Source organism: Rugosibacter aromaticivorans, assembly GCF_000934545.1.
Classification (GTDB): Bacteria; Pseudomonadota; Gammaproteobacteria; order Burkholderiales; family Rhodocyclaceae; genus Rugosibacter; species Rugosibacter aromaticivorans.
Window position 1 is genome coordinate 1,934,676 of record NZ_CP010554.1, and the last position, 26,094, is coordinate 1,960,769.

The 26,094-nt window shown below is 52.9% G+C and carries 30 protein-coding genes and 1 tRNA gene; 18 read left to right on the top strand and 13 right to left on the bottom strand.

What is annotated here, in order from left to right; all coding sequences use genetic code 11:
- Positions 1-13 precede the first annotated feature (13 nt).
- Entirely contained in the window at positions 14-1,219 is a 1,206-nt protein-coding gene (locus PG1C_RS09655; protein WP_414629203.1) for an IS256 family transposase, read from the bottom strand.
- A gap of 204 nt (positions 1,220-1,423) precedes the next feature.
- Here PG1C_RS09655 and PG1C_RS09660 point away from each other — a divergent pair, with 204 nt between their 5' ends.
- The 3 genes from PG1C_RS09660 to PG1C_RS09670 are packed head-to-tail and all read left to right on the top strand — an operon-like array spanning position 1,424 to position 2,886.
- The gene (locus tag PG1C_RS09660; RefSeq protein WP_202634591.1) at positions 1,424-2,152 is read left to right on the top strand and encodes a P-loop NTPase family protein; all 729 of its coding nucleotides are present in this window, start codon (positions 1,424-1,426) and stop codon (positions 2,150-2,152) included.
- A gap of 11 nt (positions 2,153-2,163) precedes the next feature.
- Entirely contained in the window at positions 2,164-2,643 is a 480-nt protein-coding gene (locus PG1C_RS09665) for a hypothetical protein (RefSeq protein WP_202634592.1), read from the top strand.
- Between the two features lie 24 nt (positions 2,644-2,667).
- Positions 2,668-2,886, top strand: a complete 219-nt coding sequence (locus tag PG1C_RS09670; protein ID WP_202634593.1) for a helix-turn-helix domain-containing protein — start codon at positions 2,668-2,670, stop codon at positions 2,884-2,886.
- A gap of 143 nt (positions 2,887-3,029) precedes the next feature.
- Here PG1C_RS09670 and PG1C_RS09675 read toward each other — a convergent pair.
- A tRNA-Val gene (locus PG1C_RS09675) sits at positions 3,030-3,106 on the bottom strand.
- Between the two features lie 142 nt (positions 3,107-3,248).
- Positions 3,249-3,563, bottom strand: a complete 315-nt coding sequence (locus PG1C_RS14865; RefSeq protein ID WP_284431819.1) for a WecB/TagA/CpsF family glycosyltransferase — start codon at positions 3,561-3,563, stop codon at positions 3,249-3,251.
- 74 nt (positions 3,564-3,637) lie between these two features.
- Here PG1C_RS14865 and PG1C_RS14760 point away from each other — a divergent pair, with 74 nt between their 5' ends.
- Positions 3,638-3,766, top strand: coding sequence for a hypothetical protein (locus PG1C_RS14760; protein ID WP_257719916.1), 129 nt, complete (start codon positions 3,638-3,640; stop codon positions 3,764-3,766).
- Positions 3,767-3,768: 2 nt separating this feature from the next.
- Here PG1C_RS14760 and PG1C_RS09685 read toward each other — a convergent pair whose 3' ends face one another.
- A complete protein-coding gene (locus tag PG1C_RS09685; protein WP_414629203.1) occupies positions 3,769-4,974 on the bottom strand; it encodes an IS256 family transposase in 1,206 nt (401 codons plus the stop codon).
- 441 nt (positions 4,975-5,415) lie between these two features.
- On the opposite strand from PG1C_RS09685, the gene PG1C_RS09690 reads away from it, so the two are divergent.
- The 4 genes from PG1C_RS09690 (at position 5,416) to PG1C_RS09705 (ending at position 7,809) form a co-directional block, all read left to right on the top strand.
- Positions 5,416-5,928, top strand: a complete 513-nt coding sequence (locus tag PG1C_RS09690; RefSeq protein WP_202634595.1) for a C40 family peptidase — start codon at positions 5,416-5,418, stop codon at positions 5,926-5,928.
- Positions 5,929-6,041: 113 nt separating this feature from the next.
- Positions 6,042-6,281: a CDGSH iron-sulfur domain-containing protein gene (locus PG1C_RS09695; protein ID WP_202634596.1), complete on the top strand. Its 240-nt coding sequence runs from the start codon at positions 6,042-6,044 to the stop codon at positions 6,279-6,281.
- A 59-nt stretch (positions 6,282-6,340) separates the two neighbouring features.
- Entirely contained in the window at positions 6,341-7,066 is a 726-nt protein-coding gene (gene aat / locus PG1C_RS09700) for a leucyl/phenylalanyl-tRNA--protein transferase (protein ID WP_202634597.1), read from the top strand.
- Complete coding sequence (locus PG1C_RS09705) at positions 7,063-7,809, top strand: arginyltransferase (RefSeq protein ID WP_202634598.1); 747 nt, start codon at positions 7,063-7,065, stop codon at positions 7,807-7,809. Before aat ends, PG1C_RS09705 begins: the two co-directional genes overlap by 4 nt.
- A 35-nt stretch (positions 7,810-7,844) precedes the next feature.
- Here PG1C_RS09705 and PG1C_RS09710 read toward each other — a convergent pair whose 3' ends face one another.
- Positions 7,845-10,031: an ABC transporter substrate-binding protein gene (locus PG1C_RS09710; protein ID WP_202634599.1), complete on the bottom strand. Its 2,187-nt coding sequence runs from the start codon at positions 10,029-10,031 to the stop codon at positions 7,845-7,847.
- 69 nt (positions 10,032-10,100) lie between these two features.
- Between PG1C_RS09710 and fabI the strand changes: the two genes are divergently transcribed.
- The 3 genes from fabI to recN are packed head-to-tail and all read left to right on the top strand — an operon-like array spanning position 10,101 to position 13,520.
- A complete protein-coding gene (fabI, locus tag PG1C_RS09715; RefSeq protein ID WP_202634600.1) occupies positions 10,101-10,901 on the top strand; it encodes an enoyl-ACP reductase FabI in 801 nt (266 codons plus the stop codon).
- Between the two features lie 37 nt (positions 10,902-10,938).
- Positions 10,939-11,817, top strand: a complete 879-nt coding sequence (locus PG1C_RS09720; RefSeq protein ID WP_202634601.1) for an NAD kinase — start codon at positions 10,939-10,941, stop codon at positions 11,815-11,817.
- 47 nt (positions 11,818-11,864) lie between these two features.
- On the top strand, positions 11,865-13,520 hold the full coding sequence (gene recN / locus PG1C_RS09725) for a DNA repair protein RecN (protein ID WP_202634602.1): 1,656 nt from the start codon (positions 11,865-11,867) through the stop codon (positions 13,518-13,520).
- A gap of 108 nt (positions 13,521-13,628) precedes the next feature.
- Here the strand turns inward: recN and PG1C_RS15120 are convergent, their stop codons facing one another.
- Positions 13,629-13,736 (bottom strand): hypothetical protein, encoded by a 108-nt coding sequence (locus PG1C_RS15120; RefSeq protein WP_284431749.1) that lies wholly within the window; start codon positions 13,734-13,736, stop codon positions 13,629-13,631.
- Positions 13,737-13,800: 64 nt separating this feature from the next.
- Positions 13,801-14,250: a ferric iron uptake transcriptional regulator gene (gene fur / locus PG1C_RS09735; RefSeq protein WP_202634603.1), complete on the bottom strand. Its 450-nt coding sequence runs from the start codon at positions 14,248-14,250 to the stop codon at positions 13,801-13,803.
- A gap of 185 nt (positions 14,251-14,435) precedes the next feature.
- Between fur and PG1C_RS09740 the strand changes: the two genes are divergently transcribed.
- Positions 14,436-14,873 carry an outer membrane protein assembly factor BamE gene (locus PG1C_RS09740; RefSeq protein WP_202634604.1) on the top strand — a complete coding sequence of 146 codons (438 nt, stop codon included), beginning with the start codon at positions 14,436-14,438 and terminating at the stop codon, positions 14,871-14,873.
- Positions 14,870-15,676, top strand: a complete 807-nt coding sequence (dapB, locus tag PG1C_RS09745; protein WP_202634605.1) for a 4-hydroxy-tetrahydrodipicolinate reductase — start codon at positions 14,870-14,872, stop codon at positions 15,674-15,676. The genes PG1C_RS09740 and dapB overlap by 4 nt, the downstream gene beginning before the upstream one ends.
- A 45-nt stretch (positions 15,677-15,721) precedes the next feature.
- Here dapB and typA read toward each other — a convergent pair whose 3' ends face one another.
- Positions 15,722-17,539, bottom strand: a complete 1,818-nt coding sequence (gene typA, locus PG1C_RS09750) for a translational GTPase TypA (protein ID WP_202634606.1) — start codon at positions 17,537-17,539, stop codon at positions 15,722-15,724.
- A gap of 102 nt (positions 17,540-17,641) precedes the next feature.
- Here typA and PG1C_RS09755 point away from each other — a divergent pair, with 102 nt between their 5' ends.
- The 3 genes from PG1C_RS09755 to PG1C_RS09765 are packed head-to-tail and all read left to right on the top strand — an operon-like array spanning position 17,642 to position 19,611.
- Positions 17,642-18,379, top strand: a complete 738-nt coding sequence (locus tag PG1C_RS09755) for an S-methyl-5'-thioinosine phosphorylase (protein ID WP_202634607.1) — start codon at positions 17,642-17,644, stop codon at positions 18,377-18,379.
- The gene (gene def, locus PG1C_RS09760; protein WP_202634608.1) at positions 18,376-18,906 is read left to right on the top strand and encodes a peptide deformylase; all 531 of its coding nucleotides are present in this window, start codon (positions 18,376-18,378) and stop codon (positions 18,904-18,906) included. The genes PG1C_RS09755 and def overlap by 4 nt, the downstream gene beginning before the upstream one ends.
- Positions 18,907-18,918: 12 nt before the next feature.
- Positions 18,919-19,611: a DUF599 domain-containing protein gene (locus PG1C_RS09765; protein ID WP_202634609.1), complete on the top strand. Its 693-nt coding sequence runs from the start codon at positions 18,919-18,921 to the stop codon at positions 19,609-19,611.
- Positions 19,612-19,615: 4 nt separating this feature from the next.
- Here the strand turns inward: PG1C_RS09765 and prmB are convergent, their stop codons facing one another.
- From prmB to dapC, 5 genes are read right to left on the bottom strand one after another with little or no spacing between them, the layout of a single operon-like run.
- Positions 19,616-20,557 (bottom strand): 50S ribosomal protein L3 N(5)-glutamine methyltransferase, encoded by a 942-nt coding sequence (prmB, locus tag PG1C_RS09770; RefSeq protein WP_202634610.1) that lies wholly within the window; start codon positions 20,555-20,557, stop codon positions 19,616-19,618.
- The gene (dapE, locus tag PG1C_RS09775) at positions 20,554-21,687 is read right to left on the bottom strand and encodes a succinyl-diaminopimelate desuccinylase (protein WP_202634611.1); all 1,134 of its coding nucleotides are present in this window, start codon (positions 21,685-21,687) and stop codon (positions 20,554-20,556) included. Before dapE ends, prmB begins: the two co-directional genes overlap by 4 nt.
- A complete protein-coding gene (locus PG1C_RS09780) occupies positions 21,687-22,856 on the bottom strand; it encodes a PilT/PilU family type 4a pilus ATPase (RefSeq protein WP_237218138.1) in 1,170 nt (389 codons plus the stop codon). Before PG1C_RS09780 ends, dapE begins: the two co-directional genes overlap by 1 nt.
- A gap of 25 nt (positions 22,857-22,881) precedes the next feature.
- A complete protein-coding gene (dapD, locus tag PG1C_RS09785) occupies positions 22,882-23,700 on the bottom strand; it encodes a 2,3,4,5-tetrahydropyridine-2,6-dicarboxylate N-succinyltransferase (protein ID WP_202637012.1) in 819 nt (272 codons plus the stop codon).
- A gap of 23 nt (positions 23,701-23,723) precedes the next feature.
- Positions 23,724-24,917: a succinyldiaminopimelate transaminase gene (gene dapC / locus PG1C_RS09790; RefSeq protein WP_202634612.1), complete on the bottom strand. Its 1,194-nt coding sequence runs from the start codon at positions 24,915-24,917 to the stop codon at positions 23,724-23,726.
- A gap of 278 nt (positions 24,918-25,195) precedes the next feature.
- Here dapC and PG1C_RS09795 point away from each other — a divergent pair, with 278 nt between their 5' ends.
- Entirely contained in the window at positions 25,196-25,510 is a 315-nt protein-coding gene (locus tag PG1C_RS09795; RefSeq protein ID WP_202634613.1) for a hypothetical protein, read from the top strand.
- Between the two features lie 298 nt (positions 25,511-25,808).
- A complete protein-coding gene (locus tag PG1C_RS09800; protein ID WP_202634614.1) occupies positions 25,809-26,084 on the top strand; it encodes a DUF3579 domain-containing protein in 276 nt (91 codons plus the stop codon).
- Positions 26,085-26,094 lie beyond the last annotated feature (10 nt).

Sequence of the window (26,094 nt, forward strand, 5' to 3'; positions counted from 1 at the left end):
TTGCTGCCTGATTTTACGCGACACGTTTCGTAAAGCGATCCCCGAACTGGATGGCGAATTGCACCATCGCGGCTTTCCAGTGAAACACCGGCATTGCCCATTCCTTGGTGATGTTTCTCAGCGCCAGCCAGATCAGCTTGGTCGCCGCCTCGTCGTTGGGGAAATGCCCGCGTGTCTTGATCGCCTTGCGGATGCGCGCGTTGACCGATTCGATGGCATTGGTGGTGTAAATCACCCGCCGAATCTCGGGCGGGAACGCAAAGAATGGCGTCACGTAGTCCCATGCACGCCGCCAGGCCGCAGCGACATGCGGCAGTTTCGTTCCCCATTCGGATTGCGCGAACGCCGTCAGCGCGACTTCTGCGGCGTCTGCGCTCGTCGCGGTGTAGATCGGACGCAGCGCCGCTGCGACGGCTTTGCGATCCTTCCAACTGGCATAGTCCAGGCTGTTGCGGATCAAGTGCACGATGCAGGTTTGCAGGACGGCTTCCGGATACGCCGCAGCAAGCGCCTCTGGAATCCCTTTCAGACCATCGGAAACGGCGATCAGCACGTCCTCCACGCCGCGCGTCTTCAAGTCGTTGAAGACCTTGAGCCAGAACTTGGCCCCTTCGGTGTGTTCGATCCACAGCCCGAGAATGTCGCGGCTGCCGTCGGGCAGGATGCCCAGCGCAAGATAGACCGCCTTGTTCCTGACCAGGCCGTCGTCGCGGATCTTGACCCGCAACGCGTCGAAGAAGATCACGGGGTACATCGGCTCCAGCGGTCGGGCCTGCCAGGCAGAGACTTCGGCCATGACTTCATCGGTCACGGTGCTGATGAAATCCGGCGACACCTCGACGTGATACATCTCGGTCAGGTGCGCGCGGATGTCGCGCGTGCTCATGCCGCGTGCATACATCGACAGGATCAAGTCATCAAAGCCTTCGTAGCGGCGGCCATGCTTGGGGACGATCAGGGGTTCGAACGCGCCGCTGCGGTCGCGCGGGATGTCGATCCTGAGCGGGCCGGTGTCGGTGAGGAGCGTCTTGCCGCTGCTGCCGTTGCGATGGTTGGCAACGCCTGCGGGCTTGTCTTCGCCGGGTGCGTAGCCCAGATGCAGGCTCATCTCAGCAGCCAGCGCGCGCTCGATGATCGCGCGTTTCAGGCGTGCGGTGAGGTCGTTGACCTCGCTGCCGGTCATCGGTGCGCTGACCAGTGTGTCCAGCTGTGCCTGCATCTCGGGCGTAAACGCAGGCGCGTTGCGCGCATCCTCAATGGATTGCTGAACCATGCTCAGCTTCTTGGGTTTCGTTTGTTGCTCGGGCATATCTCGTTCCTTTCTCGAACTGATGAATATGCCTTACACACAAAAATTCGGATAGGCTCACTTTCGATTACGACCCACGGGGTATTCCCGATCTTCTTAAATGAAAGGTATTCCATGAAAAATTCCATTCACTTCGTCCTCCAGGCCAAAGGCGGCATCGGCAAGTCGTTTATCAGCACACTGCTGGCCCAGCACCTGATCAACGAAACCGGCGCCGTGCGCTGTTTCGATACCGATCAGGAAAACACGACGTTTGCGCACTATGAGGCGTTGGCCGTGCGTCATGTGGCGGTGGCCGACCAGTCGCGACTGATCGACCCGAAGAAGTTCGACGCCTTGATGGAGACGTTGCTGACGGAGGAGGGTAATTTCGTCATCGATACCGGTGCCAATACTTTCTCAAATCTGCTCGCCTACATGATCGAGAACGAGGTCTTCCCACTGCTGAAGGATGCCGGCAAGACCGTCTATGTCCATACCATTGTCGGCGGTGGCGACACCTTGGCGGATACCGCCAACGGTTTCTATGCCATCGCACAGAAGGTCAACGGCACTCGTGTGGTCGTCTGGTTCAATGAACACTTCGGCGAGATCAAGACTGCCGAAGGCAAGCCGTTCATCGAGACCCAGGCCTACAAGCAAAGTGCGTCGAAGCTGACCGGGTCAGTGACACTATTCAAGCGCAATGCCGCGACCTATGGCGCGGACATTCGCAAGCTCAATACCCAGCGCCACACCATTTCACAGGCGCTGGCCTCCTCGGATTACACCTTGATGGAAAAGCAGCGCATCAAGACTTTCGGGCGCGATGTATTCGATCAGTTGCGGGCGCTGGCTTGGTGATGGATACCAAGATGGACACTGCACGCCTGCGCGTGACCATTTTTGAGCGCAGCGGCATCGCCATTGATGAGCATGATCCGATCATGGCGGTATTGGTGGCATCAGCGCACCAGACGGAGGAAATTGGCGCACGCCTTTTGCGTCGAATGAGTCCTGTGCGCATCGTGGTAGCCGTGGCGATCACAGGTCTTGTGTTCGCCACGGCGGGCAGTCTCGTTACCTGGCGCGTTGAACAGCGGTTGTTTGCTGTTGAACGCGCTGACTGGATGCGCCAGCAAAGCGATCCACGCCGGGAAGCGCTACTGCGCTCCGGTCAGGGGATGGCTGCGCTGGCGCTCGCGGAGTCCGGTGTCGCTGAAATGCTCGCCAAGTGCAATGGTCGGCGCTCTTGGCGAATCGAGGATGGGTATTGCGTGCCGGCCACACCGGACGGCAAACCCGATGGATTTAAGGCGGTCGATAGGCAAGTCCGGATAGACGCCGGAACATGATTTCTACATTCAGGAGCAAAAGACGTGGACACTAAACTACTGACATCGGAACAAGTTGCCGACATTCTTGGCGTCACGGGACATACGCTGGCTGTTTGGCGCTGCACCGGTCGCTACGATCTTCCCTACGTGAAGTCCGGGCGCCTGGTACGCTATCGCGAAGCGGACGTTACGGGCTTTATCGAAAAGCGCATAAAAACCCCGTGGCGCGCAGGCACCGACAGCTCGCGACCTATACGTTAAGCACCCAAGTTGCGAACAGAAAATATGACAAAAGCAAATATACAGCGGTCAATTTTGTGGCCACTTTATGACCTACAACCTAACCCCGGCCTAACCCCACAATAAAAAAGGAGTTAAGCCATTCACTTAACTCCTTGATTTATTGGTAGGCGCGATTGGACTCGAACCAACGACCCCCACCATGTCAAGGTGGTGCTCTAACCAGCTGAGCTACGCGCCTCCTACTCAAAGACGGAATTCTAGCCCAAGAATAAGCACCATGCAACATCCATAAGGGAGGCGACATCTGACACTTGGCCCGCTCTTCTGAAGAGCATCGAAACTAACCCAAATAATCAGGTACCCGGTTTATTTTTAACCCGTCATGAAGAATGGCAATAACCAAATCGAATTATCGACGAAGCAATTGCAGCATCGCCTTGGCAACAAAGACAGTATTCGTAACAAGATAGCGCTTCCACAAGCGGCGGTTCTGAGCACAAGCGGTGCAGCCACTCCAGCTCCGCGTTCTGCATCCATTCTGGCGCCCGATTAATCGTACCGGCATGGTAATCAAAAACCGCGCCTACACCAATCATTACAGCATTCACCCGGCACCGGTGGGCAGCCATCCACCTTTCTTGCTTGGGGCAACCAAGGCGCACCCAAACAGTGCCAGCAGAATTAATCCGGGCCACATTGACCTCGTCCTCTTCAGCCGAGTCTGTCCGAAATTTTGTGTGTGAGGCATCCCATGTCGAAAGAAAGGAGCATGTATGCCAAGCAAGAAGAGGGTTGCTATCGTGCCCGAAGCGGCATTGCCGCAGATTCTGCCAGAATGGCTGGGAGTGTCCTGAATTTTGTGTGCAAGGCGGTTGATGTTTCATTGATTGCTGCCTGATTTTACGCGACACGTTTCGTAAAGCGATCCCCGAACTGGATGGCGAATTGCACCATCGCGGCTTTCCAGTGAAACACCGGCATTGCCCATTCCTTGGTGATGTTTCTCAGCGCCAGCCAGATCAGCTTGGTCGCCGCCTCGTCGTTGGGGAAATGCCCGCGTGTCTTGATCGCCTTGCGGATGCGCGCGTTGACCGATTCGATGGCATTGGTGGTGTAAATCACCCGCCGAATCTCGGGCGGGAACGCAAAGAATGGCGTCACGTAGTCCCATGCACGCCGCCAGGCCGCAGCGACATGCGGCAGTTTCGTTCCCCATTCGGATTGCGCGAACGCCGTCAGCGCGACTTCTGCGGCGTCTGCGCTCGTCGCGGTGTAGATCGGACGCAGCGCCGCTGCGACGGCTTTGCGATCCTTCCAACTGGCATAGTCCAGGCTGTTGCGGATCAAGTGCACGATGCAGGTTTGCAGGACGGCTTCCGGATACGCCGCAGCAAGCGCCTCTGGAATCCCTTTCAGACCATCGGAAACGGCGATCAGCACGTCCTCCACGCCGCGCGTCTTCAAGTCGTTGAAGACCTTGAGCCAGAACTTGGCCCCTTCGGTGTGTTCGATCCACAGCCCGAGAATGTCGCGGCTGCCGTCGGGCAGGATGCCCAGCGCAAGATAGACCGCCTTGTTCCTGACCAGGCCGTCGTCGCGGATCTTGACCCGCAACGCGTCGAAGAAGATCACGGGGTACATCGGCTCCAGCGGTCGGGCCTGCCAGGCAGAGACTTCGGCCATGACTTCATCGGTCACGGTGCTGATGAAATCCGGCGACACCTCGACGTGATACATCTCGGTCAGGTGCGCGCGGATGTCGCGCGTGCTCATGCCGCGTGCATACATCGACAGGATCAAGTCATCAAAGCCTTCGTAGCGGCGGCCATGCTTGGGGACGATCAGGGGTTCGAACGCGCCGCTGCGGTCGCGCGGGATGTCGATCCTGAGCGGGCCGGTGTCGGTGAGGAGCGTCTTGCCGCTGCTGCCGTTGCGATGGTTGGCAACGCCTGCGGGCTTGTCTTCGCCGGGTGCGTAGCCCAGATGCAGGCTCATCTCAGCAGCCAGCGCGCGCTCGATGATCGCGCGTTTCAGGCGTGCGGTGAGGTCGTTGACCTCGCTGCCGGTCATCGGTGCGCTGACCAGTGTGTCCAGCTGTGCCTGCATCTCGGGCGTAAACGCAGGCGCGTTGCGCGCATCCTCAATGGATTGCTGAACCATGCTCAGCTTCTTGGGTTTCGTTTGTTGCTCGGGCATATCTCGTTCCTTTCTCGAACTGATGAATATGCCTTACACACAAAAATTCGGATAGGCTCGAATGGCTTGAGCACTGGGAACATTTTGCCACCCCATCTCCATGAGTCGCCAAAAAAAACAGAAAACTACACAAATTAACGGCCTATGAACAGTCATCTGGCAACTCATTGACTGGAAACAACGAGTTCAACTGTTTACGATTGACGATAATGGCATTTGCAGTTTGATGCGATTGCCCCAGGGCAGGAAGCGCTGAGCAGGCACCCGCAAGACTCAGGAGGGAACTACACCGGACAACCTTGCAATCTAACGCGGGTTTACAGATCACTGGATGAACGTTATAGTTTGCCAATGCGCAAAACATCTCTCCAAAAAGCAGGCGCTTGTTTACTTCTGGGCTTGGTTCTTCCTTCCTTTGCACACGCCAATGAGCCTATTGTCATTCCGCCGCCACTGCGGGTTTCATTCATTGACCGCGCAACAGCAACCGCTCAGGACGTCATCGATAAGGCAGTGGCGCTGCTGGGCATACCCTATCGTTTTGGTGGGAATACCCCCGAATCCGGGTTTGACTGTTCCGGCTTTGTGCGCCATGTATTTCGCACAGGGTTTGGCCTGATTCTGCCCCGCAGTGCACTCGAACAGAGCAAAGCGGGACAGCCTGTTCCTGCTACCGATCTCAAACCTGGCGATCTGGTTTTCTTTAATACAATGCGCCGCGCGTTTTCGCATGTCGGTATTTATCTGGGCAACGATCAGTTCGTGCATGCCCCACACACCGGAGACCGGGTTCGTGTCGATAGCATGAGCGACAGCTACTGGATGCAGCGATTTAATGGTGCCCGGCGCGTAAATCCGGACTGACGAAGCGAAGAGTTACGAACCTCGTCTCACACAACGCCAGGTTATTTGCCGCTTCTGCACTTAGCACGTTATTGCTTTTCCATCCCTCACAATAAGTTAAGTAAGGAATTATCATGCCCCAACCAGAAATTGCCGCAAAATCACCTTTCGCTGTTGCTGTTGAGGCAGGCAAGGATTATTACTGGTGCTCCTGTGGCAAATCCAAAGGCCAGCCTTTCTGTGATGGCAGCCATAAAGGGTCATCGTTCTCGCCACTTAAATACACTGCCAGCGAAAGCACGACGGTCTACTTTTGCGGTTGTAAACACAGTAAAAACGGTGCGCTCTGCGACGGCTCACACAAGTTGCTATGACTGTAAAAAATCTGGCCAAATAAACCCGGTACTAGCGATGTTCTCGCGCGCTACAGCTGATGATTCCGTGGCTGTCAGCTGAGCTTGGGTTTCCGCCGGTTGCCTCGGCCCTGGCCGAGCCAGCCGGCCCCAATGGTCTTCTCGCAGCGGGCGGCGATCTTTCGCCGCCCCGCTTGCTTGCCGCCTATGCGCAAGGTGTTTTTCCTTGGTATTCACCTGGTGAACCTATACTGTGGTGGAGTCCTGACCCCCGCATGGTGCTCTTTCCAGAGGAAATAAAAATATCACGTTCTCTGGCTAAAACACTGCGCAATTCAGCCTATAGCGTGCACTTTGATACCGCCTTTTCCGACACAATCCGAGCCTGCGCGCACAAGTTTCGACTTGGTCAGAGCGGAACTTGGATCAGCCCTGAAATGATTACGGCTTACGAAAGGTTGCACCACCTTGGCTATGCCCATAGTGTAGAAACACGGGTCGATGGTGTATTAGTTGGCGGGCTGTACGGCATCGCGCTCGGGAGAGTTTTTTATGGCGAATCGATGTTTAGCCAGGTGCGTGATGCATCAAAAATTGCGCTCGCTCATTTGTGCGCCTACCTCAAACAGCAAGAATTCGGCATAATTGATTGCCAGATGGAAACCTCTCACCTCACCTCTCTTGGTGCTCGCCTGATTACCCGTAGTGATTTTGTTGCTACGGTGGGGACATTGATCGCATCAGATCCCGTCCCCGGCCCGTGGCCCGCCATGGCTATCGACGGTTATTTCAAGGGGGTGCGATGACACATCTACGGGATTTACCGGCCTTCCCTTTATTGCAGTTCTATACCACCACTTCCTATAGCTGCTCTTACCTGCCGAATCGTTCCGCTCGCTCACAAGTCGCCACACCGATAAACCTGATCGACAACAGAACGTATAGCGATCTCGTGCGCGCTGGTTTTCGACGAAGTGGCGTGTTTACCTATCGTCCGCGCTGTGACCTCTGCACGGCTTGTCAGCCGGTTCGCCTGGATGTCGCACGATTTACGCCTAGCCGCAGCCAGCGACGTGCATTCGCTCAGCATACCGGGCTCACTGCGCAGGATTGCGCACTCACCTTTCGCGAAGATCATTACCAGCTTTACCAGCGCTATCAAAACGCGCGCCACACGGGTGGGGGCATGGATCAGGATAGTCGCGAACAATATGCGCAGTTTCTGCTGCAAACGCATGTGGATAGCCGCCTGATTGAATTCCGTGAAGACGGTGTGTTGCGCATCGTTAGCATCATCGATGTCCTCGATGATGGCTTATCAGCTGTCTATACTTTCTACGATTGCGATATCCCTCACACCAGCTTTGGCACCTTTGCCATTCTCTGGCAAATTGCTGAATGCCAGCGCTTAGAGCTGCCCTGGCTGTATTTGGGTTACTGGATTCGCGATAGTAAAAAAATGGCTTATAAAGAAAAATTTCATCCCTTGACCGTGTTGCGCGAAGGCGAATGGCAAGCCTTTGTGCCACAGCAAGAATCCGGCGACTGAATAATACCCAAAGATTCACGCTTGAATTGACGCGTTTACCCTGGTTCAGCTCCCGCTTGCTGCTCACGTTGCCAATAAGCGCGGATGACTAGCCAGAGGACAGCCGCACCGCCTAACAAAACAAGCATCATCGGCCACGGGGCAGGCTGATTCCATTCGGCACGTTTTATCGCCCGTAAGCCAGCATCCACGCGCTGATACTTCAAGGTGTTGTTACCCACCTTGCCTGGCTTGCGATTTTTCAGCCAGGCATGCTGCAAACTGTAATCTTTAGGATGAAACCCCCATATCCACGGCGCATCCTTACGCAGTTGTTCAACCATCTGATCAATCAACACCTGGCGTTGCGGGCCATCGTCCATTGTCTGCATCTGCGCGAATAAAGCATCATAGGCAGGATTGCTGTAATTGACTGCATTCGATCCATCGTGCAATACAGCCGACTGCTGGCTGGACAGTAAAAAAAGGAAATTTTCCGGATCGGGATAATCCGCATTCCATCCAAAATAAAAAAGCTGGGCAGCACCCTTGCGTATTTTTTCCTGGAACCGGTTGTAATCTGTATTACGCACGACTAATTGCACATTAATCTGGCTAAGCTGTTTATTCAGCCAATCCATCCGTGCTTTTGAGCCAACACCTGTTACGGTTGTATCAAGGTAAATCACCAGGGGTGCACCCGTAGCGGCATCCCGCCCGTTCGGCCAGCCCGCTTCGGCCAACAATCGCTTCGCCTCAGCAATGGGTTTACGTCGTGCTTGGCCAGCAACCCAATCGTACATGGTGTGATTGATGCCCTCAGCACCCTCGCGATAGCCAAAGATACCCGGCGGTATCGGCCCTTGTGCTGCAACGCCACGGCCGTTTTGAAAAATCGAGATGAATTCCTCTTGATTGATGGCTATCGAAATCGCCTGCCTCAACTTTCGTGCGCGCTCGGCAGTTGCTGGATTACTGCCACCGACGAGCGGATCAAGCCAATTAAATCCCATGTAGAACGTTGACGTAGCAACAGAAGTTGATAACGTAATGCCTTGGGCTTGCATGGCATCGGTGAGCGTTGCTTGGCCACCACCGGTGACTTGCACCGCTTGATCAAAAGCATCAGAAGAAATGCCTGATGCATCGTAATAGCCTTGCAAAAACTTATTCCAATACGGTATCTGCTCTTTTTCGCGAGTAAAGACGACCTGATCGATAAAGGGTAAGCGCTTGCCGCAATCATTCAGCAGCCCGGCTTTTTTATCTTCCGGCTCTCCCTCACAGGGGTAGCGCTCCTCATGAAAATTGGGATTTCGCTGCAGTACCATGCGCGCATTTGGATCGTTCTCTGTCAGCATGTAAGGACCCGTTCCTACGGGATACCAGTCCAGTGTCAGATTTTTTTCTGCCATCCCAGGCTGGCTATAAAACTTGTCCGCCTCCCATGGCATGGGTGAAAAAAATGGCATAGCCAGCCAGTAAAGAAACTGCGGATACTTTCCCTTGATCCGGATACGGTAATGATATCGGTCGATCACTTCAGCCCCGTCGAGGGGATGTTTTCGCAGGTCTAGCCATGCATCGCGCTGCGTTTGCCGTATCACCAGCGCCGACTTTTGCAGATCCTTGGCAAAATCACTCAGCCCCACGATATAACCACTCATCAGCCCCAGGATAGGCGAATGCAGATGCGGATGCGCCAGCCGCTTTATGCCATAAACGTAGTCTTCAGCTACCAACTCTCGTGTATCTCGCACAGCGAAATCAGCCATCGTCGTGATGTGAGAAAGCTGTTCGGTAGATAAATCGTGATACAGATAACCTGCGGCAGGATTGCGCGCAAAGGCAGCATGCGGTTGATAGCGAATACCCGGCTTAATGGCAATGACGTAATCCGTAAAAGCAATCTGCGCAGCCGGGCTGTTTGCTGGTAACTCTTTTCCCTGAGCATCAAGATAGCGTGGCTGTGGCACGGCCTCAGCCGTTGCAGGAATCAACGTATACGGGCGCTTGAGGTAATGATATTGCAGTGGCGGTTCGTAAATCTGGGCGGTAAACGTAATCTCGTCCTCGCTATACGACTGCACCGGATCAAGATGTTTTGGGCGGTCAATAAACGCGGTGTATAAGATATTTTTCCCACTCTCTGCTACGGGATACGGGTTATTCCACGTCTCCCCGCAACCCGTCAGGAGTAGGGCAAGAAGCGTCAGAAACAGTGCGTGGAATGATCTCGACATGGTGGCGAGTTTAGCCGATCCGCTATAATCCAAAAGACTGATCCAACTGAATTCACTTGAGGAAAAACGATGGGATTTCTTGCCGGTAAACGCATTCTGATCACAGGTTTGATCTCCAACCGATCCATTGCCTATGGCATTGCCAAAGCCTGCCACCGCGAAGGTGCGAGCCTGGCATTCACCTATCAGAACGAACGCTTTGCAGATCGAATCACCAAATTTGCTGAAGAGTTTGATTCACCGGCAGTCTTCCCCTGTGATGTTGCTGAAGACGCCCAGATAGAAAATCTTTTTGTCGACATCGCCAAATACTGGGAAGGCCTTGACGGCCTGGTGCATTCCATTGCCTACGCCCCCGCCGAGGCGATCGAAGGCGATTTTCTGGATGGCATCACGCGTGATGCCTTTCGTATTGCACATGATGTTTCATCGTACAGCTTGCCTGCCCTAGCCAAAGCCGCTCGCCCCCTGTTACTCAAGGGCAACAATGCCTCACTCTTGGCGATGACTTATCTCGGTGCCGAGCGCACCATGCCCAACTACAACACCATGGGGCTAGCCAAGGCCAGCCTGGAAGCGGCAACGCGCTATCTCGCCTTCTGTCTTGGGCCGCAAGGTATTCGTGCCAATGCAATATCCGCCGGGCCAATCAAAACCCTGGCAGCCTCCGGTATTGGTAACTTTGGCAAACTGCTGGCGTACAACGCTCACCACGCTCCCCTGCGGCGCAATATCACGATCGAAGAAGTCGGCAATGCCGCAGCCTTCATGCTCTCCGATCTGGCCAGTGGCATCACCGGCGAAATCATGTATGTCGATGGCGGGTTAAACACCACCGCGCTTGGCAATACCGATCCCTTACCCGGTTAATTAACCCAATCACCTGGTTTCTGGTTTTATCATCCGCATGAAGAGTCTCTTTCATACCATTGCCCTGATCGGCAAATATAAAAGCCCGGAAATTTCAGAATCCCTGGTGGCGCTGGCGGCGTTTCTTCAAAGGCACAATCTTGAAGTCCTGATCGAAGAAGGTGCCGCAGCAGCCATGGAACCGCATCATTACACCGCCGCCAGCTATGAAACCATTGGTCAGCACGCCGATCTGGCGGTCATTCTCGGCGGTGATGGTACGCTGCTTAACGCCGCTCGTTGCCTGGCCGAGTTTGATGTTCCTCTCGTGGGCGTGAACCAGGGGCGGCTGGGATTTATGACCGACATTTCGCGCGAATCGATGCTAGACAGCATGACGGCATTGCTGACCGGAAAGTTTTCGCGCGAGCAACGTTTTTTACTGGATGCTGAAGTGTTGCGCAACGGCGAGCGTGCCTACCACGCCTTAACGCTCAACGATGTGGTCATCAACAAGGGTGATGCGGGCCGTCTGATCGAGCTGGAAGTCAAAGTTGATGACGAGCTGATCCACATCCTGCGCGCTGATGGCTTGATTATTTCTACACCTACCGGCTCTACAGCCTACGCTTTATCCGCAAATGGGCCCATTCTGCATCCTTCTGTCGCGGGAATTGCCATTGTGCCGCTCTGCCCGCATGCGCTATCCAACCGCCCCATCACCGTCAGCGACCACAGCACAATTAGTGTGACACTGCTACCGCCGCATGAGGCGCGAATACACTTTGATGGCCAGACGCGATTTGATGCACGTGGTGGTGATGTCGTGCGCATCAAGCGCTCCCTTTACGCCATTACCCTGCTCCATCCTCCGGGCTACAGTTATTTCGCGATGTTGCGCGAGAAACTGCACTGGAGTGCCACGCCGCGAAATTAGCGCACTATCCAAACTATCCCCGCACTATCCACTATCGCCATCCCATCATGTTGCAACGTCTGATTATTCGCGACTTTGTTATCGTCGACCAGCTAGAACTGGAATTCGGCCACGGGTTTGGCGCACTCACGGGTGAAACAGGCGCGGGTAAATCCATTCTCATTGACGCGTTATCCCTTGTCCTGGGCGAACGTGCCGATGCTTCCGTCATCCGCGCTGGTACTGAACGCGCCGAAATCACTGCTGAATTTGATGTGGCCGCAGACAGCGCCCTGGCCAGCTGGCTGCAGACCAATGACTTTGATGTCACCACCTGCCTGTTGCGCCGTATCGTTGATCAAAGTGGTCGTTCGCGTGCCTACATCAATGGCACCGCTGCGACGCTGGGGCAATTACGTGAAATCGCTACCTTCCTGGCGGATATCCATGGCCAGAATGCGCATCACTCGTTACTCAACACGGAAGCACAGCGGGCCTTGCTCGATGCCCACGCCAGTGCTCAAGAGCTATTACGCGATGTAGCCACCGCCTATAGCACCTGGCGTCAAGCACGCGAAGCCAGGCAAGTCGCCATGACCGATAGCGAAGCGGCTGCACGTGAGCGCGAATTACTTGAATGGCAAGTCAAAGAACTGGCCGCACTCGCTTTCAATGCGGAGGAATGGCAAGAAACAGAAACGGAACAACGTCGTCTGGGAAATGCCAGTGCACTGCTGGAAGCGGCTACCGGTGCACTTGCCGCTCTTGATGAAGGTGAAACAGCGGCGCTATCGACCTTGCAGCACGCGGGTGCACGCCTGAATGAATTAATTACAGTGGACCCAGCGCTCATCGATGCCGCCAAACTTTTTGATAGCGCGGTGATTCAGCTCGAAGAGTCGGCGCTGGCACTACGGCGCTACCAGGATCGGCTGGAGCTTGATCCCTCCCGTTTAGTTGAGCTCGACAGCCGGATTGATACTGTGACGCAAATGGCGCGCAAATATCGTGTGCCGCCACTGGAGCTACCTGCCTTGCTCGCTCGGCTAACCGCGCAACTGGATGAACTCAGCTTGCGCGCCGACCCCGTCGCCTTGGCTGAACGCGAACAGGCGACAGAAGCCGCTTATCTTGCCGTCGCTGAAAAATTGTCAGCCTTGCGTACCAAAACTGCCAAGCGCTTATCTGCAGCGGTTACCGCAGGAATGCAAGAGTTGGCAATGAGTGGTGGCCAGTTTGATATTGCGCTAGAAGCGCTCGGTGAAGGCGCTTCATTTGGTCTGGAAAGTGTTGAGTTTCAAGTCGCGGCCAATGCCGGTCAGTCGCTGCGTCCGCTGACAAAAGTCGCATCGGGCGGCGAGCTTTCGCGCATTGGCTTAGCGCTGCAAGTGATTGCCAGTCAGGCCAATCCGGTCGGCACCCTGATATTTGACGAAGTGGATGTCGGCATTGGCGGCCGCGTCGCCGAGATTGTTGGCCGCATGCTACGTGATCTTGGCAAAACCCGTCAGGTACTGTGCGTCACCCATTTGCCTCAGGTCGCTGCACAAGCAGACTGGCAGTGGACTATCATCAAAGAGACACGCAATGGGACAGTCGTATCGTCAGTCCGCAGATTGGATAAAGAGTCCCGCGTTGCCGAGATTGCGCGTATGCTAGGTGGCGAAAAAATCACCAGCACAACACAGCGCCACGCGGCAGAAATGCTTGGCCTTACAGAGTAAACGAGCAAAAAGTGCCGAGTATGACCACCATGCCCGTCAGCATAAAAACTCCTGCCGCAATCCAGCGTATGGCTTTCAACGGCAGGCGCTCCGCCAAACGTTCACCGATCAACACCGGGATGCAGCCAGTGCGTGATTGAGCACCGTGGCAACAAAAATTCCAGCGATGATGGATAGTGGTTTTCTTAGTCGTGCCGCAAGTACGAACGAGAGCAATTGCGTTTATCGCCTGTCTCGGCAAGCGCAACCAGTGTGGTCGAGGTAAGAAATGCCTCGATGTTCATGCCATTTTTTTGCGATATTGGCAGTCCGTTTTAGTACATTCAGCATAAAGATAAAGCGCATGCTCGCGCAGCTCAAAGCCACGCTGGCGGACGATTTCGTTTTGCCTTTTTTCTATCTCCGGGTCAAAAAACTCTTCCACCCGACCGCATTGCAGACAAACCAGATGGTCATGATGGTCACCTTCGTTCAACTCAAACATGGCTTTACCTGATTCGAAGTGGTGACGCTGCAGCAACCCGGCTTGCTCAAATTGAGTCAACACGCGATAGACGGTGGCTAAACCCACATCCATATTATCCGCTAATAAATGGCGATACACATCTTCCGCAGTGATATGGCGTGGCGTCCCCTCTTGCCCCAGCTTGTGAAACAAGTCGAGAATTTTTAAGCGGGGGAGCGTTGCTTTAAGACCGATGCTTTTAAGATCGTCAGGATGGGTAGTCATAGCACAAAAAATGAGTACAGCAAGAACAAGGCAGGATGACCTTCTATGATATAGTTTTCAGACGCCAATTGGGCGCCCTTGCCACCGATCTTGTCATCGATTTTGTAACAAACTCCGCACAATTTTGTCAGTCCCCGCATACAGACTCGTGTGAGTTTGTATTATCTCAAACCCGGAACTACCCGATGAAGCGATTTTTCTATCTTTTGCCTTTCCTTACGATTGTCACCCTGTGTGCCGCATGTTCAAGTGTAAATCAGGTCACATCTTATATCACCCCTTATCGCATCGATGTGCGCCAGGGAAATTGGGTTACGCAAGAAATGGTATCACAGCTCAAACCTGGTCAAACGCGAGAGCAAGTACGTTTCATCCTAGGCTCGCCCCTGGTTTCTGACATGTTTCACGCTGATCGCTGGGATTACATTTATCGCTTGCAGCCCGGGCGGGGTGAAGCAGAACAGCGCCGCATCGTCGTGTTTTTTCAGGATGACAAACTCGTTCGGGTCGGTGGTGACGTCATCGCCGATGATGGAAAAAAGACACCCACTAAAACCACCAATCAAGTCATTGAAGTTGTAGCTCCCGCCGATGCAAATCAAAAAAAATCGAAAACAGAATGAAAAAAATTCGCTATGCCATTGCGGGAAGCGCCGGTCGTATGGGGCGGACGTTAATTGAAGCTGTATTAAAAAATGAAAACGCCACACTAGCCGCTGCCCTGGAACATTCCACGAGCCCATTTCTTGGCAAAGATGCCGGGGAGCTCGTTGGCTCGCCTTGTGGTGTTCCCGTATCGTGTGACATTGACGCTGCTTTAGCCCATGTCGATTGTCTGATCGATTTCACCCGGCCTGAAGCCACCCTGCTTCACTTGGCTGCCTGCAAAAAACTAGGCGTTAGTATCATCATCGGCACGACCGGATTTTCTACCGATGGAAAACAAGCGATTGAGGCCGCCGCCCAAAAGATTCCTGTCGTTTTTGCGCCCAACATGGCAGTAGGTGTCAATGCAGTATTCAAGCTGCTGGCCTTAGCCGCAAAAATTCTTGATACGGGCTATGACATCGAAGTGATCGAATCGCATCACCGGCACAAGGTAGATGCGCCCTCAGGCACGGCATTAAGGATGGGTGAAGTCGTGGCTCAAGCGCTAGGTCAAGACTTATCTGAATGTGCCATTTATGGCCGTCAAGGACATACCGGCGAACGACCGACAACACAAATCGGATTTTCTGCTATTCGTGGGGGCGATATTGTGGGCGATCACACGGTACTCTTTGCCGGGGAAGGCGAGCGTATTGAAATAACCCACAAGGCGGCCAGCCGCATGTCTTATGCACTAGGCGCTCTGCGTGCTGGACGTTTCTTGCAAGAAAAAACGCAGGGGCTATTCGATATGCAAGACGTGCTGGGCCTGAAATAATCTCATTGCCCAGCACTCAAGCACTGTAAAGCCGTATTGTAAAACTTACGCTGCGTCGCTACGGCTTGCGCGTTTGCGATCATGTTCTTTGAGAAAGCGCTTACGGATACGTATGGATTTTGGTGTGATCTCAACCAATTCATCATCCGCAATAAATTCCACCGCCGACTCAAGACTTACTTGTATTGGCGGTATCAACCGTACGGCTTCGTCGGTGCCGGATGAGCGCACATTGGTGAGTTGCTTGCCCTTGATTGGATTCACCACCAAATCATTATCACGACTGTGAATACCGATGATGATGCCCTCATACAATGGGTCCCCAGGGCTGACAAACATGCGGCCGCGATCCTGCAACTTCCATAAAGCATAAGCCACTGCGGCACCGTCGTCCTGCGAGATGAGCACACCATTGCGACGCTCAGCCATGGCGCCAGCCATGGGGCCGTAGTCGTCAAAAATATGGCTGGCCAGACCCGTGCCACGGGTTAATGTCAAAAACTCTCCCTGGAATCCAATCAAACCACGAGCAGGAATTCGATATTCAAGACGGACACGACCTTTGCCGTCTGATTCCATATTCTGCAAATCACCGCGACGACGGCCCAGCTCTTCCATGACGCCGCCTTGGTGGTCATTTTCAATGTCCACGGTCAGCAGCTCATAGGGTTCGCACTTTTCGCCGTTAACTTCCTTGAATAACACACGGGGACGAGAAACAGCCAGCTCATAACCTTCACGGCGCATGGTTTCCAACAAAATCGTCAGGTGCAGTTCGCCACGGCCGGAGACTAGAAACACATCCGCATCATCGGTTTCTTCAACGCGCAACGCCACGTTGGCAAGCAACTCTTTTTGCAACCGTTCGCGAATCTGGCGGCTAGTAACAAACTTGCCTTCCTTACCCGCGAGAGGGGATGTATTGACCTGAAAGTTCATGGTTAGCGTCGGCTCATCCACGACCAACGGGGGTAAACCAACAGGGCTAACAGTATCGCATAGGGTAACGCCAATCCCGACTTGATCTATCCCGGTCACGAGAACGATATCGCCCGCTTCCGCTTCAGTCGCCTGTTCGCGCTCCAGGCCTTTGAACATCATGATCTGGCCAACTTTTGACTTGCCTTTAGCTTCATCGCCATACATCACGGCAATTTCCTGGCCAACTTTGATACGGCCCTGCTTGATGCGGCCAGTACCGATACGGCCTACATAGCTGCTGTAATCCAGTGAGCAGATTTGTAATTGCAAGGGTTTTTCAGCATCGACATCGGGTTGCGGCGTATGCTTGATAATCGCTTCATACAACGGGCGCATGTCAGTTCCCGGTTTGGAAGCATCCAGCATGGCAAAGCCATTGAGCGCCGAAGCAAAAACAACGGGGAAATCGAGTTGCTCTTCCGTCGCACCGAGTTTATCGAATAGATCAAACGTGTGACTAATCACCCAGTCAGGGCGGGCACCAGGACGGTCAATTTTATTGACAACCACGATCGGTTTAAGCCCCAACGCCAATGCTTTTCGCGTAACGAAACGGGTTTGTGGCATCGGCCCTTCGACCGCGTCAACCAGTAAAAGTACACCATCCACCATGGAGAGTACGCGCTCTACTTCACCACCAAAATCGGCATGCCCCGGGGTATCCACAATGTTGATGTGCGTGCCTTCAAAATCAATAGCGCAATTTTTTGACAGAATGGTGATCCCACGTTCTTTTTCAAGATCATTGGAATCCATCACGCGCTCTGACAGCTGCTGGTGCGCAGCAAATGTGCCAGATTGGCGAAGTAATTGATCAACCAACGTGGTTTTACCGTGGTCGACGTGGGCGATAATGGCGATGTTTCTGAGGGAACGGGACATAGTGTGGGATCGCGTCATGCTGCGGTGCGGAAAAGGCGCGCATTCTACCATGTTAAAACTTAGTGTCCGTAGCTTTTCTGCTTGAATTTTCAGGAGATTTTGATGCTTGGTATCGTCGGGGGCAGTGGTTTGACGCAGTTAGCTAATTTGGGTGTCTCTCACCGCGAAATTACCCGTACGGCCTACGGTGAGCCTTCAGGGCCGTTCACATTTGGTCGCATCGGCTGTCAGGATGTTGTTTTTATCGCGCGGCACGGCTATGGCCATACCATTCCGCCCCATCTGGTGAATTACCGCGCCAATCTTTCTGCTTTGCACAGTATTGGGGTAACCCGAATTATTTCCGTGGCATCGGTCGGGGGCATTCGTCCAGACATGGCGCCGGGCACTTTGGTGGTTCCGCATCAGATTATTGATTACACCTGGGGCCGTGAAATGACATTTCAATCCGGTACGGATGGCCCAGTCAAACATATCGACTTTACAGAACCCTATGCAGAAAATGTCCGCCAGCTTTTACTCAACGCAGCTCAGCAAACAGGCGAACCCATGATGAATGGCGCGGTGTACGCTGCAACGCAGGGGCCGCGCCTTGAGACAGCTGCTGAAATTAATCGGCTTGCGCAAGACGGTGCCGACATCGTAGGTATGACCGGCATGCCAGAAGCCGGGTTGGCACGCGAACTGGAACTACCCTATGCCGCGGTGTGCGTTGTTGCCAATTGGGCCGCAGGGCGAGGAGATTCGGCACATGCTATCCAGTTTGACCACCTTGAAACCGTGTTGCATACCTCTATGGATCGCGTGCGCCGCCTGATTGCGCACCTGTGCGAAGCATGATCAGGCCTGTGCTGCACATGGGTGACCCACGGCTTTTACGCATTGCCGAACCTGTCATGTCCTTTGGCACACAAGACCTCGCACTGTTATTGCGGGATATGCGCGACACGATGGCTCATCAGGACGGCGCAGGCATTGCCGCCCCACAAATTGGCGTGAACTTACGTGTCGTGATCTTTGGTGGTCAGCCCAGCCCGCGTTATCCTGAAGCATCGAACATTCCTGATACAGTGCTCATCAATCCAGAATTAACGCCCCGCTCAAACGAGGAAGAAGGCGGCTGGGAAGGTTGTCTTTCGGTTCCAGGATTACGCGGTATTGTGCCGCGCTGGAAATATCTTCACTATTCGGGCTATACCGAGCGTGGGCATTTTTTTGAACGGGAAGTCGATGGTTTTCATGCACGCGTTGTACAGCATGAGGTTGATCATCTTGATGGCATACTGTATCCAAGACGAATAAGGGATTTGACCCGCTTTGGATTTATTGACGCACTCTTCAATGGCAACCCGTCCTCGAGCGACTGAATTGAGCATCGCATGACAACCACGTTGCTCCATGAGCTTTCCATGCTCGACTATGTTGCGCTTGGATGGTTTTTCACCTGCTGGAGCGGCTATAGCTTTTTTTCTGAAAAAAGCACGCTAGCGCATAAAGGATTGATAGGGGTTTCTCATAACTATCGCCTCGACTGGGCAAAACAGATGTTAACGCGAGAAGTCCGCATTGTTGATTCAGCGTTAGTGGGCAATCTGATGACCAGCGTGTCGTTCTATGCCAACACCACGATTTATATCATTGCCGGTCTGATGGCGATCATGGGTACGTTAGACAAGACAATGTCAGCCACAGACATTTTGCCATTTACCCATTCCGCAGGCCGCGCGTTGTGGGAGCTCAAGTTACTGCTCTTGCTGGGTATTTTTATTTTTGCTTATTTCAAATTTACCTGGGCGCTTAGGCAACTAAACCTGCTTTCCATTCTGATTGGGGCTGCACCATCAATCTCCGCACCCGCAACCGAGATTGAAAAATTTAGCCACCGCATGGGGATGATTAATACACTCGCTGGTGACGAATTCAATCGTGCAATTAGAGCCTACTATTTTGGCCTGGCCACACTCTGCTGGTTTATTCAACCTTGGCTTTTTATCCTGATGACTGCAGCAATCACGCTTGTTCTCTACCGTCGTGATTTTTTATCCAGCACGCTGATGGCGTTGCGCGATTAATAAGTTAGCTGGATTTATCGCTCACTGCTGCCTTGCCCTGATAAGAAGAGGCATGCTCGCACAATGTCTCATGACTAACAAGAAAAATCTTTTCGGAACTGGATGCCGTATCCAGCCAGATAGCAGATAAATCAGGAAAGGCTGTTTCTACCTGATCGCGATTGTGTCCCACCTCAATCGCGATGAAACCACCAGGGTTAAGATGATCCACTGCCTCATCCAATATACGGCGCACCACATCCAAACCATCATGGCCGGCAGCAAGGGCCAGCGCAGGTTCATGGCGATATTCTGTCGGCAATGCGGCCATGGCCGCAGCCGTCACATAGGGTGGGTTGCTTAAAATAAAGTCGTACCGTTTGTCTGAGACAGCCGAAAATAAATCAGACTCAATGGGCTGCACACTTTCTTCCAGACCATAGTCAGCAATATTACGTCGCGCAACTGCAAGCGCTGCAGGAGATAGATCAATGGCATCAATTTGTGCTTGAGGAAAAGTGTGCGCCATAAGTATGGCCAAACAACCTGATCCAGTACATAAATCCAGCGCGCTGGTTATTTTTTCCGGATTATCGACCCATGGTGCCATGCCGCCTTCAATCAGTTCAGCAAAATAGGAGCGCGGCACAATGACGCGTTCATCAACATAAAAACGAAAAGACCCTAGCCAGGCTTCTTGCACGATATATGCCGTAGGCAAGCGGCGCACGATGCGTTGTTGAAACGCATTCCAAACTGCCAGTCGCTCTGCCCTTGTCAGGCGTGCATCAAGAAATGGTTCCAGACGATCCTGCGGCAAATTGAGCGTGGCCAGCAACAACCAGATGGCTTCGTCCCAGGCATTGTCGGTGCCATGGCCAAAAAAAAGATCGGCCTCCGTAAATCGGCTCACTGCCCAGCGCAACCAATCGCGCAGAGTGATGAGTTCATCCACTGGCGTCATCATGTCAGCAACCGATCAAAGGTACCTTCATAGATCTGGGCTAAGTACTCAAGCTCTGCAATGGCAATACGTTCGTCGATCTTGTGAATACTGTCATTGGTTGGCCCGAACTCGACAACCTGGCTGCATATATCCGCAATGAATCGGCCGTCAGATGTGCCACCGGTTGTCGCAAGCACCGGGGTGATCCCGGTCACCCGCGTAATGGATTCTGATAACGCCAAACACAGTTGGCCACGTGGGGTGAGAAAAGGTTTGGCGCCAAGCGTCCAGTGGATGTCATATGCCAGACCATGCCGATCGAGTATGTCATGCACACGGGCTTGCAAGCCTTCTGCCGTGCTGGCGGTAGAAAAGCGAAAGTTGAACAATAGCTCAAAAGTGCCCGGGCTCACGTTCCCTGCGCCGGTACCGGCATGCGCATTGGAAATCTGCAAACTGGTTGGCGGAAAATCTTCGTTGCCATCATCCCATGTAGCGGCAACAAGCTCAGCCAACACGGGAGCGGCCAGGTGCACGGGGTTTTTCACGAGATGTGGATAGGCTACATGCCCTTGCACACCTTTTACGATAAGTTTGGCAGAGAGCGATCCACGCCGACCATTTTTGACGGTGTCACCCAGTTGATCAACACAGGTTGGTTCGCCAACAATACAGTAATCGATGGCCTCTCCTCGCGCCTTGAGCGCCTCAACAACCCGCACAGTGCCATTGATTGCATCGCCTTCTTCGTCTGAAGTCAGCAGCAAGGCCAAAGAGTCGGCGCTGGCAGCACGGCGCGCCAGTAATCTTTCGATAGCAACGACACACGCGGCAAGCGAACTCTTCATATCCGCTGCTCCACGTCCATAAAGATAGCTGTCTCGAATCTCAGGGGTGAACGGGGGAGACGTCCACTTTTCAAGCGGCCCTGTCGGTACCACATCAGTGTGACCAGCAAAGCAAATAATTTTGCCTTGAGGATTACTGCCACGGCGCTTGGCCCATAGATTAGAGACTCCGCCCTGATCCATTCGCTCGATAGAAAATCCGAGAGGCATTAACCATGAGGCAATCAGATCAAGACAACCTCCATCTTCCGGGGTAATAGAAGCGCGGGCAATCAGCGCCTGAACTTTCTCAAGAACCTGCATTAACTCTCCGCATCCAGTTTGAGGGTGAACTCGCTAAATGATGTGCCAGGAGCCAGCGATCGCGTCGAGTCATCTGCCATCTGGCTGGCTAAGGGTGCTTCGACAACTGCCGCCGCATTGTTAATCAACCACTGCAGATTATTGGCTGAATCTGCATTGGCAAGCGCTTCATCCAGTGTGATGACATTGGCTTTATAAAGTGTAAACAGGCATTGCTCGAATGTCTGGCTCCCTGGCACCATACTTTTTTCCATGGCGTCCTTGATCTCGTTCAAGTCGCCCTTTTCGATCAATTCGGCAATGTAACGGGAGTTAAGCAGAACTTCCACCACAGGCGTGCGGCTGCCATCCGGTTTTTTAACCAGACGCTGAGAGACAACGGACTTTAACGATACGGCAAGATCGGCGAGCAATGCGGGCCGATTTTCAAGCGGATAGAAGCTGATGATCCGGCTCATCGCGTGATAACTGTTGTTGGCATGCAGCGTAGCAATGCACAAATGGCCAGACTGCGCATAAGCAACCGCTTGGCTCATGGTTTCCTTGTCACGAATCTCGCCAATAAAAATGACATCAGGTGCCTGGCGCAGCGCATTTTTCAGCGCTGTTTGAAAAGACAATGTATCCGAACCGACTTCGCGCTGATTAACGATCGATTTCTTGTTGCGAAACAGAAACTCAACTGGATCTTCCAGGGTAAGAATATGGCCACTTCGGTTTTCGTTCCGGTAGTCCAGCATCGAGGTGAGCGTCGTCGATTTACCTGACCCGGTCGCGCCGACAATGAGCACCAAACCACGTTTTTCCATAACAATGTCTTTTAAGACATCCGGCAGTCCTAAAGTGTCGATATTCGGAACATCGATCGGAATGTAGCGCACAACCATGGCAGGTGTATCTCGCTGATAAAAACAGGAAATACGAAACACCCCCACGTTGCGCAAAGGGTAGCGAACATTCAGATCTCTTTCTTTTTCGAGCGCTTCGATTTGTTCTGGGGTCAGAATTTCCATTAACAGCGTATGCATGGCTGCTGGATCAATCACCGTCGAATTAACTGACATGGCATTGCCATTGATCTTGATGGTGATCGGTGCCCCGCAAGAGAAAAACAAATCAGATGCTTTCTTGGCGACCATCAACTGAAACAGCTTATGCATAGTGCTCATAATCGTCTCCTCTGGCAAGCAGGCATTAGTCACGCAACAATTCGTTAATACTCGTCTTTGCACGCGTTTGTGCATCGACTCGTTTGACAATCACCGCACAATACAGACTGTATTTACCATCAACGGACGGCAAATTGCCACTCACAACGACGGAACCTTCAGGGATACGCCCATAAGTAATCTCGCCCGTGGCACGGTCATAAATCTTTGTGCTCTGACTGATGTACACCCCCATGGAGATGACGCAATTATCTTCAACGATGACCCCTTCAACGACTTCAGAACGTGCACCGATAAAACAATTGTCACCAATAATGGTTGGATTAGCCTGAAGAGGTTCGAGCACGCCACCGATGCCAACGCCGCCAGAAAGATGGACGTTTTTACCAATTTGGGCGCAAGAGCCAACGGTTGCCCACGTGTCCACCATCGTGCCTTCATCAACATAGGCGCCAATATTGACGTAGCTGGGCATGAGCACCACATTCTTGCCAATAAAGCTACCGCGACGGGCAACCGCAGGCGGCACAACGCGAAAGCCACCTTGTTCAAATTGATGCGTATCGTAATTAGAAAACTTCGTCGGCACCTTGTCGAAATAGCGCATCGGGCCATTGTCGATTAACGCGTTATCTTCCAGACGGAAAGAAAGCAGCACCGCTTTTTTTATCCACTGATGCGTCATCCATTCGCCATTGATCTTCTCGGCAACGCGCAAGGCCCCGCTATCTAATTCGCCAAGCACATGCGCAACAGCCTCGCCAACGCGTGCTGAAGCAGTTCCCGGTTGCAGATTGGCGCGGTCTTCCCATGCCTGTTCGATGACCTGTTGTAAGTCATTCAGTGGTTTATTCATATGTTTTTCTTTCACAAAGAGAGACAAAAATCGTTTATGCGATGCGCCGCCTCGAGGCAGTCTTCAAGACTTGGCACCAGTGCCAGGCGAATAAAGTTCGCGCCCGGATTGATACCATCGGCAACCCGTCCAAGATAACTGCCGGGAAGTACCGCAACATTTTTCTGCTGCAAAAGCTGGCGTGCAAATTCAGTATCCGCTATCGGCGTTTTCGCCCACAGATAGAACCCGGCATCGGGAATGGCGCAAGGCAAATGGCACGCGATGAGTGGCATAACCGCTTGAAATTTTTCCGCGTACCGACGCCGGTTATCCTGCACATGGGCCTCATCGTTCCAAGCTGCGATACTCGCCGCCTGTACCGCCGGATTCATGGCGCCACCGTGGTAAGTGCGATAGAGTAAAAACTTCTTCAGAACTTCCGCGTCACCCGCGACAAACCCCGAACGTAACCCGGGAACGTTCGACCGTTTGGACAAACTTGAGAAAACGACCAGATGGCGATAATCGTCACGCCCCAGTTGCCTGGCCGCGGTCAATGCACCTAGCGGAGGCGCATTTTCATCACCATAGATTTCGGAATAACACTCGTCGGACGCAATCACAAAATTATAACGATCAGCGAGTGCAAATAGCGCGCGCCACGCATCCAGCGTCATCACGTTGCCGGTCGGATTGGCGGGCGAGCACACATAGACTAGCTGCACATCACGCCAGACTGACTCCGCAAGCGCAGTCCAGTCCATGGCAAAGCCATTTTCAGGCATGGTGTTCAGATAGACCGGCTCGGCACCGGCTAACAAAGCGGCCCCTTCATAAATTTGATAAAACGGATTCGGACAAACTACTTTTGCATGAGGACGCGTGCGGTCAATGACCGTCTGGGCAAATGCAAACAGTGCCTCGCGCGAGCCATTCACAGGCAACACCTGAGTCTCCACATCCAAAAAAGGCACGGCATACCGACGGGCAATCCATTGCCCGATCGCCTCGCGCAAACCACGCGTGCCCTGCGTCGTTGGGTACTGTGCTAATCCGCCAAGATGCTCAGACAACGCGTGCTGAATCAAGAGGGGTGTGGCGTGCTGCGGTTCACCGATAGAGAGCCGAATTTCGCGAAAAGTCGGTGCTGGTGACACGCCAAGACACAACTGACGCAGCCTTTCAAACGGGTAAGGCTGCAACCGAGCGAGATCGGGATTCACAAGTGGCAGAGAAAAGTCAAAAAGAGAGAGCCATTATAAGACAGGGGCTCAATAGAAGGCCTGATCGGATTAATTCAAATAACCAGCTAGCTCCCCTGGCTCGAACTATCCGGATCCCAAATGGATTTTCTCATCCCCCATAAATGCCTACCCATAAACCAAACCATTGAAATGTAGCCACATATACCCTTTTCTTTGCAGCTTTTTTTATCAGTCGGCAAATTACACTGACATCAGCTTATTCATTGCAATTCGGCAGTGATGGAACTTCGGTTTACATGCAAAAACTTATCGCCTTTTCCTTTATTCTTTCGCTGCTTGCCGCAGAAGTTTCAGAGCAAGGAGTCATTGCGCCGTCTATTGATAGCAGTCAAGCGCAAATGTTTTTTGCGCTCATTGGCATGCTGTCATGTCTTCTCGGCTGTCTCTGGTTGGTAACCAAATTTACCATACAGCGTGGGGTGACTAAAGCAGGATTGCACGTGGTGACAACCACCCCTATTGGCTATCAAAAATGGGTTGTTATTGTTGAAATGAGCAGCAGCTCACTGAGACAAAGCGAAAACCCAATTCGGGTATCAGACCCTGGCTGAAATAGAAACATCGACAGACATATCTTTTGAGAGACGAATCTCAGACTTGTTCTGTTTGAATACCTAGCACCCCCTTTACAAGCACTCTATTCACTCGGGCGTCAACCAACTTGGCGTAGTGGCGAATACCTGAGTCATAAATTGCGTCAAGTGAGTAATGGCAGTAGTATCCATACTTGGTTTTTCAATAGCTGCCTGAGGATAACTTTCTTTATTCGCGACTAAGTATCCTTATTGAAAGCTTCCAACCCATCTGCAACCCAGTAGCAAGTAACAATACCTCTTCCACTGTACTTTTATGACGCGCTTCCAAGCGGAAAATTTCATCATTATTGGCGTAACGCTTGGAGGCCAGCCCTTTCGGCCGAGCGACTGGGCGGAACGCATCTGCGGTGTGATGTCCGCCTTTGGTGCAGAGCGGCGCATGGCTTATTCCCCCCATGTGCAACCAGGCACTCATGAAGGGTACAAAAGTGTTTTTGTGAACGCCGACCTCTATGCTGCCGAACCCATGGCATATACGTTTTTGGTAAATTTTGCCAAAGACAATCAGCTAAAAGTGGCTCCTTGGTAGCTCACACAAA

What these genes read in the sequence shown, in the direction of transcription:
- PG1C_RS09655 (WP_414629203.1), bottom strand. Translation starts at nt 1,219, where the DNA reads ATGCAGGCACAGCTGGACACACTGGTCAGCGCACCGATGACCGGCAGC.
- PG1C_RS09660 (WP_202634591.1), top strand. Translation starts at nt 1,424, where the DNA reads ATGAAAAATTCCATTCACTTCGTCCTCCAGGCCAAAGGCGGCATCGGC.
- PG1C_RS09665 (WP_202634592.1), top strand. Translation starts at nt 2,164, where the DNA reads ATGGACACTGCACGCCTGCGCGTGACCATTTTTGAGCGCAGCGGCATC.
- PG1C_RS14760 (WP_257719916.1), top strand. Translation starts at nt 3,638, where the DNA reads ATGTATGCCAAGCAAGAAGAGGGTTGCTATCGTGCCCGAAGCGGCATT.
- PG1C_RS09685 (WP_414629203.1), bottom strand. Translation starts at nt 4,974, where the DNA reads ATGCAGGCACAGCTGGACACACTGGTCAGCGCACCGATGACCGGCAGC.
- PG1C_RS09690 (WP_202634595.1), top strand. Translation starts at nt 5,416, where the DNA reads ATGCGCAAAACATCTCTCCAAAAAGCAGGCGCTTGTTTACTTCTGGGC.
- PG1C_RS09695 (WP_202634596.1), top strand. Translation starts at nt 6,042, where the DNA reads ATGCCCCAACCAGAAATTGCCGCAAAATCACCTTTCGCTGTTGCTGTT.
- aat (WP_202634597.1), top strand. Translation starts at nt 6,341, where the DNA reads ATGATTCCGTGGCTGTCAGCTGAGCTTGGGTTTCCGCCGGTTGCCTCG.
- PG1C_RS09705 (WP_202634598.1), top strand. Translation starts at nt 7,063, where the DNA reads ATGACACATCTACGGGATTTACCGGCCTTCCCTTTATTGCAGTTCTAT.
- PG1C_RS09710 (WP_202634599.1), bottom strand. Translation starts at nt 10,031, where the DNA reads ATGTCGAGATCATTCCACGCACTGTTTCTGACGCTTCTTGCCCTACTC.
- fabI (WP_202634600.1), top strand. Translation starts at nt 10,101, where the DNA reads ATGGGATTTCTTGCCGGTAAACGCATTCTGATCACAGGTTTGATCTCC.
- PG1C_RS09720 (WP_202634601.1), top strand. Translation starts at nt 10,939, where the DNA reads ATGAAGAGTCTCTTTCATACCATTGCCCTGATCGGCAAATATAAAAGC.
- recN (WP_202634602.1), top strand. Translation starts at nt 11,865, where the DNA reads ATGTTGCAACGTCTGATTATTCGCGACTTTGTTATCGTCGACCAGCTA.
- fur (WP_202634603.1), bottom strand. Translation starts at nt 14,250, where the DNA reads ATGACTACCCATCCTGACGATCTTAAAAGCATCGGTCTTAAAGCAACG.
- PG1C_RS09740 (WP_202634604.1), top strand. Translation starts at nt 14,436, where the DNA reads ATGAAGCGATTTTTCTATCTTTTGCCTTTCCTTACGATTGTCACCCTG.
- dapB (WP_202634605.1), top strand. Translation starts at nt 14,870, where the DNA reads ATGAAAAAAATTCGCTATGCCATTGCGGGAAGCGCCGGTCGTATGGGG.
- typA (WP_202634606.1), bottom strand. Translation starts at nt 17,539, where the DNA reads ATGTCCCGTTCCCTCAGAAACATCGCCATTATCGCCCACGTCGACCAC.
- PG1C_RS09755 (WP_202634607.1), top strand. Translation starts at nt 17,642, where the DNA reads ATGCTTGGTATCGTCGGGGGCAGTGGTTTGACGCAGTTAGCTAATTTG.
- def (WP_202634608.1), top strand. Translation starts at nt 18,376, where the DNA reads ATGATCAGGCCTGTGCTGCACATGGGTGACCCACGGCTTTTACGCATT.
- PG1C_RS09765 (WP_202634609.1), top strand. Translation starts at nt 18,919, where the DNA reads ATGACAACCACGTTGCTCCATGAGCTTTCCATGCTCGACTATGTTGCG.
- prmB (WP_202634610.1), bottom strand. Translation starts at nt 20,557, where the DNA reads ATGATGACGCCAGTGGATGAACTCATCACTCTGCGCGATTGGTTGCGC.
- dapE (WP_202634611.1), bottom strand. Translation starts at nt 21,687, where the DNA reads ATGCAGGTTCTTGAGAAAGTTCAGGCGCTGATTGCCCGCGCTTCTATT.
- PG1C_RS09780 (WP_237218138.1), bottom strand. Translation starts at nt 22,856, where the DNA reads ATGAGCACTATGCATAAGCTGTTTCAGTTGATGGTCGCCAAGAAAGCA.
- PG1C_RS09795 (WP_202634613.1), top strand. Translation starts at nt 25,196, where the DNA reads ATGCAAAAACTTATCGCCTTTTCCTTTATTCTTTCGCTGCTTGCCGCA.
- PG1C_RS09800 (WP_202634614.1), top strand. Translation starts at nt 25,809, where the DNA reads ATGACGCGCTTCCAAGCGGAAAATTTCATCATTATTGGCGTAACGCTT.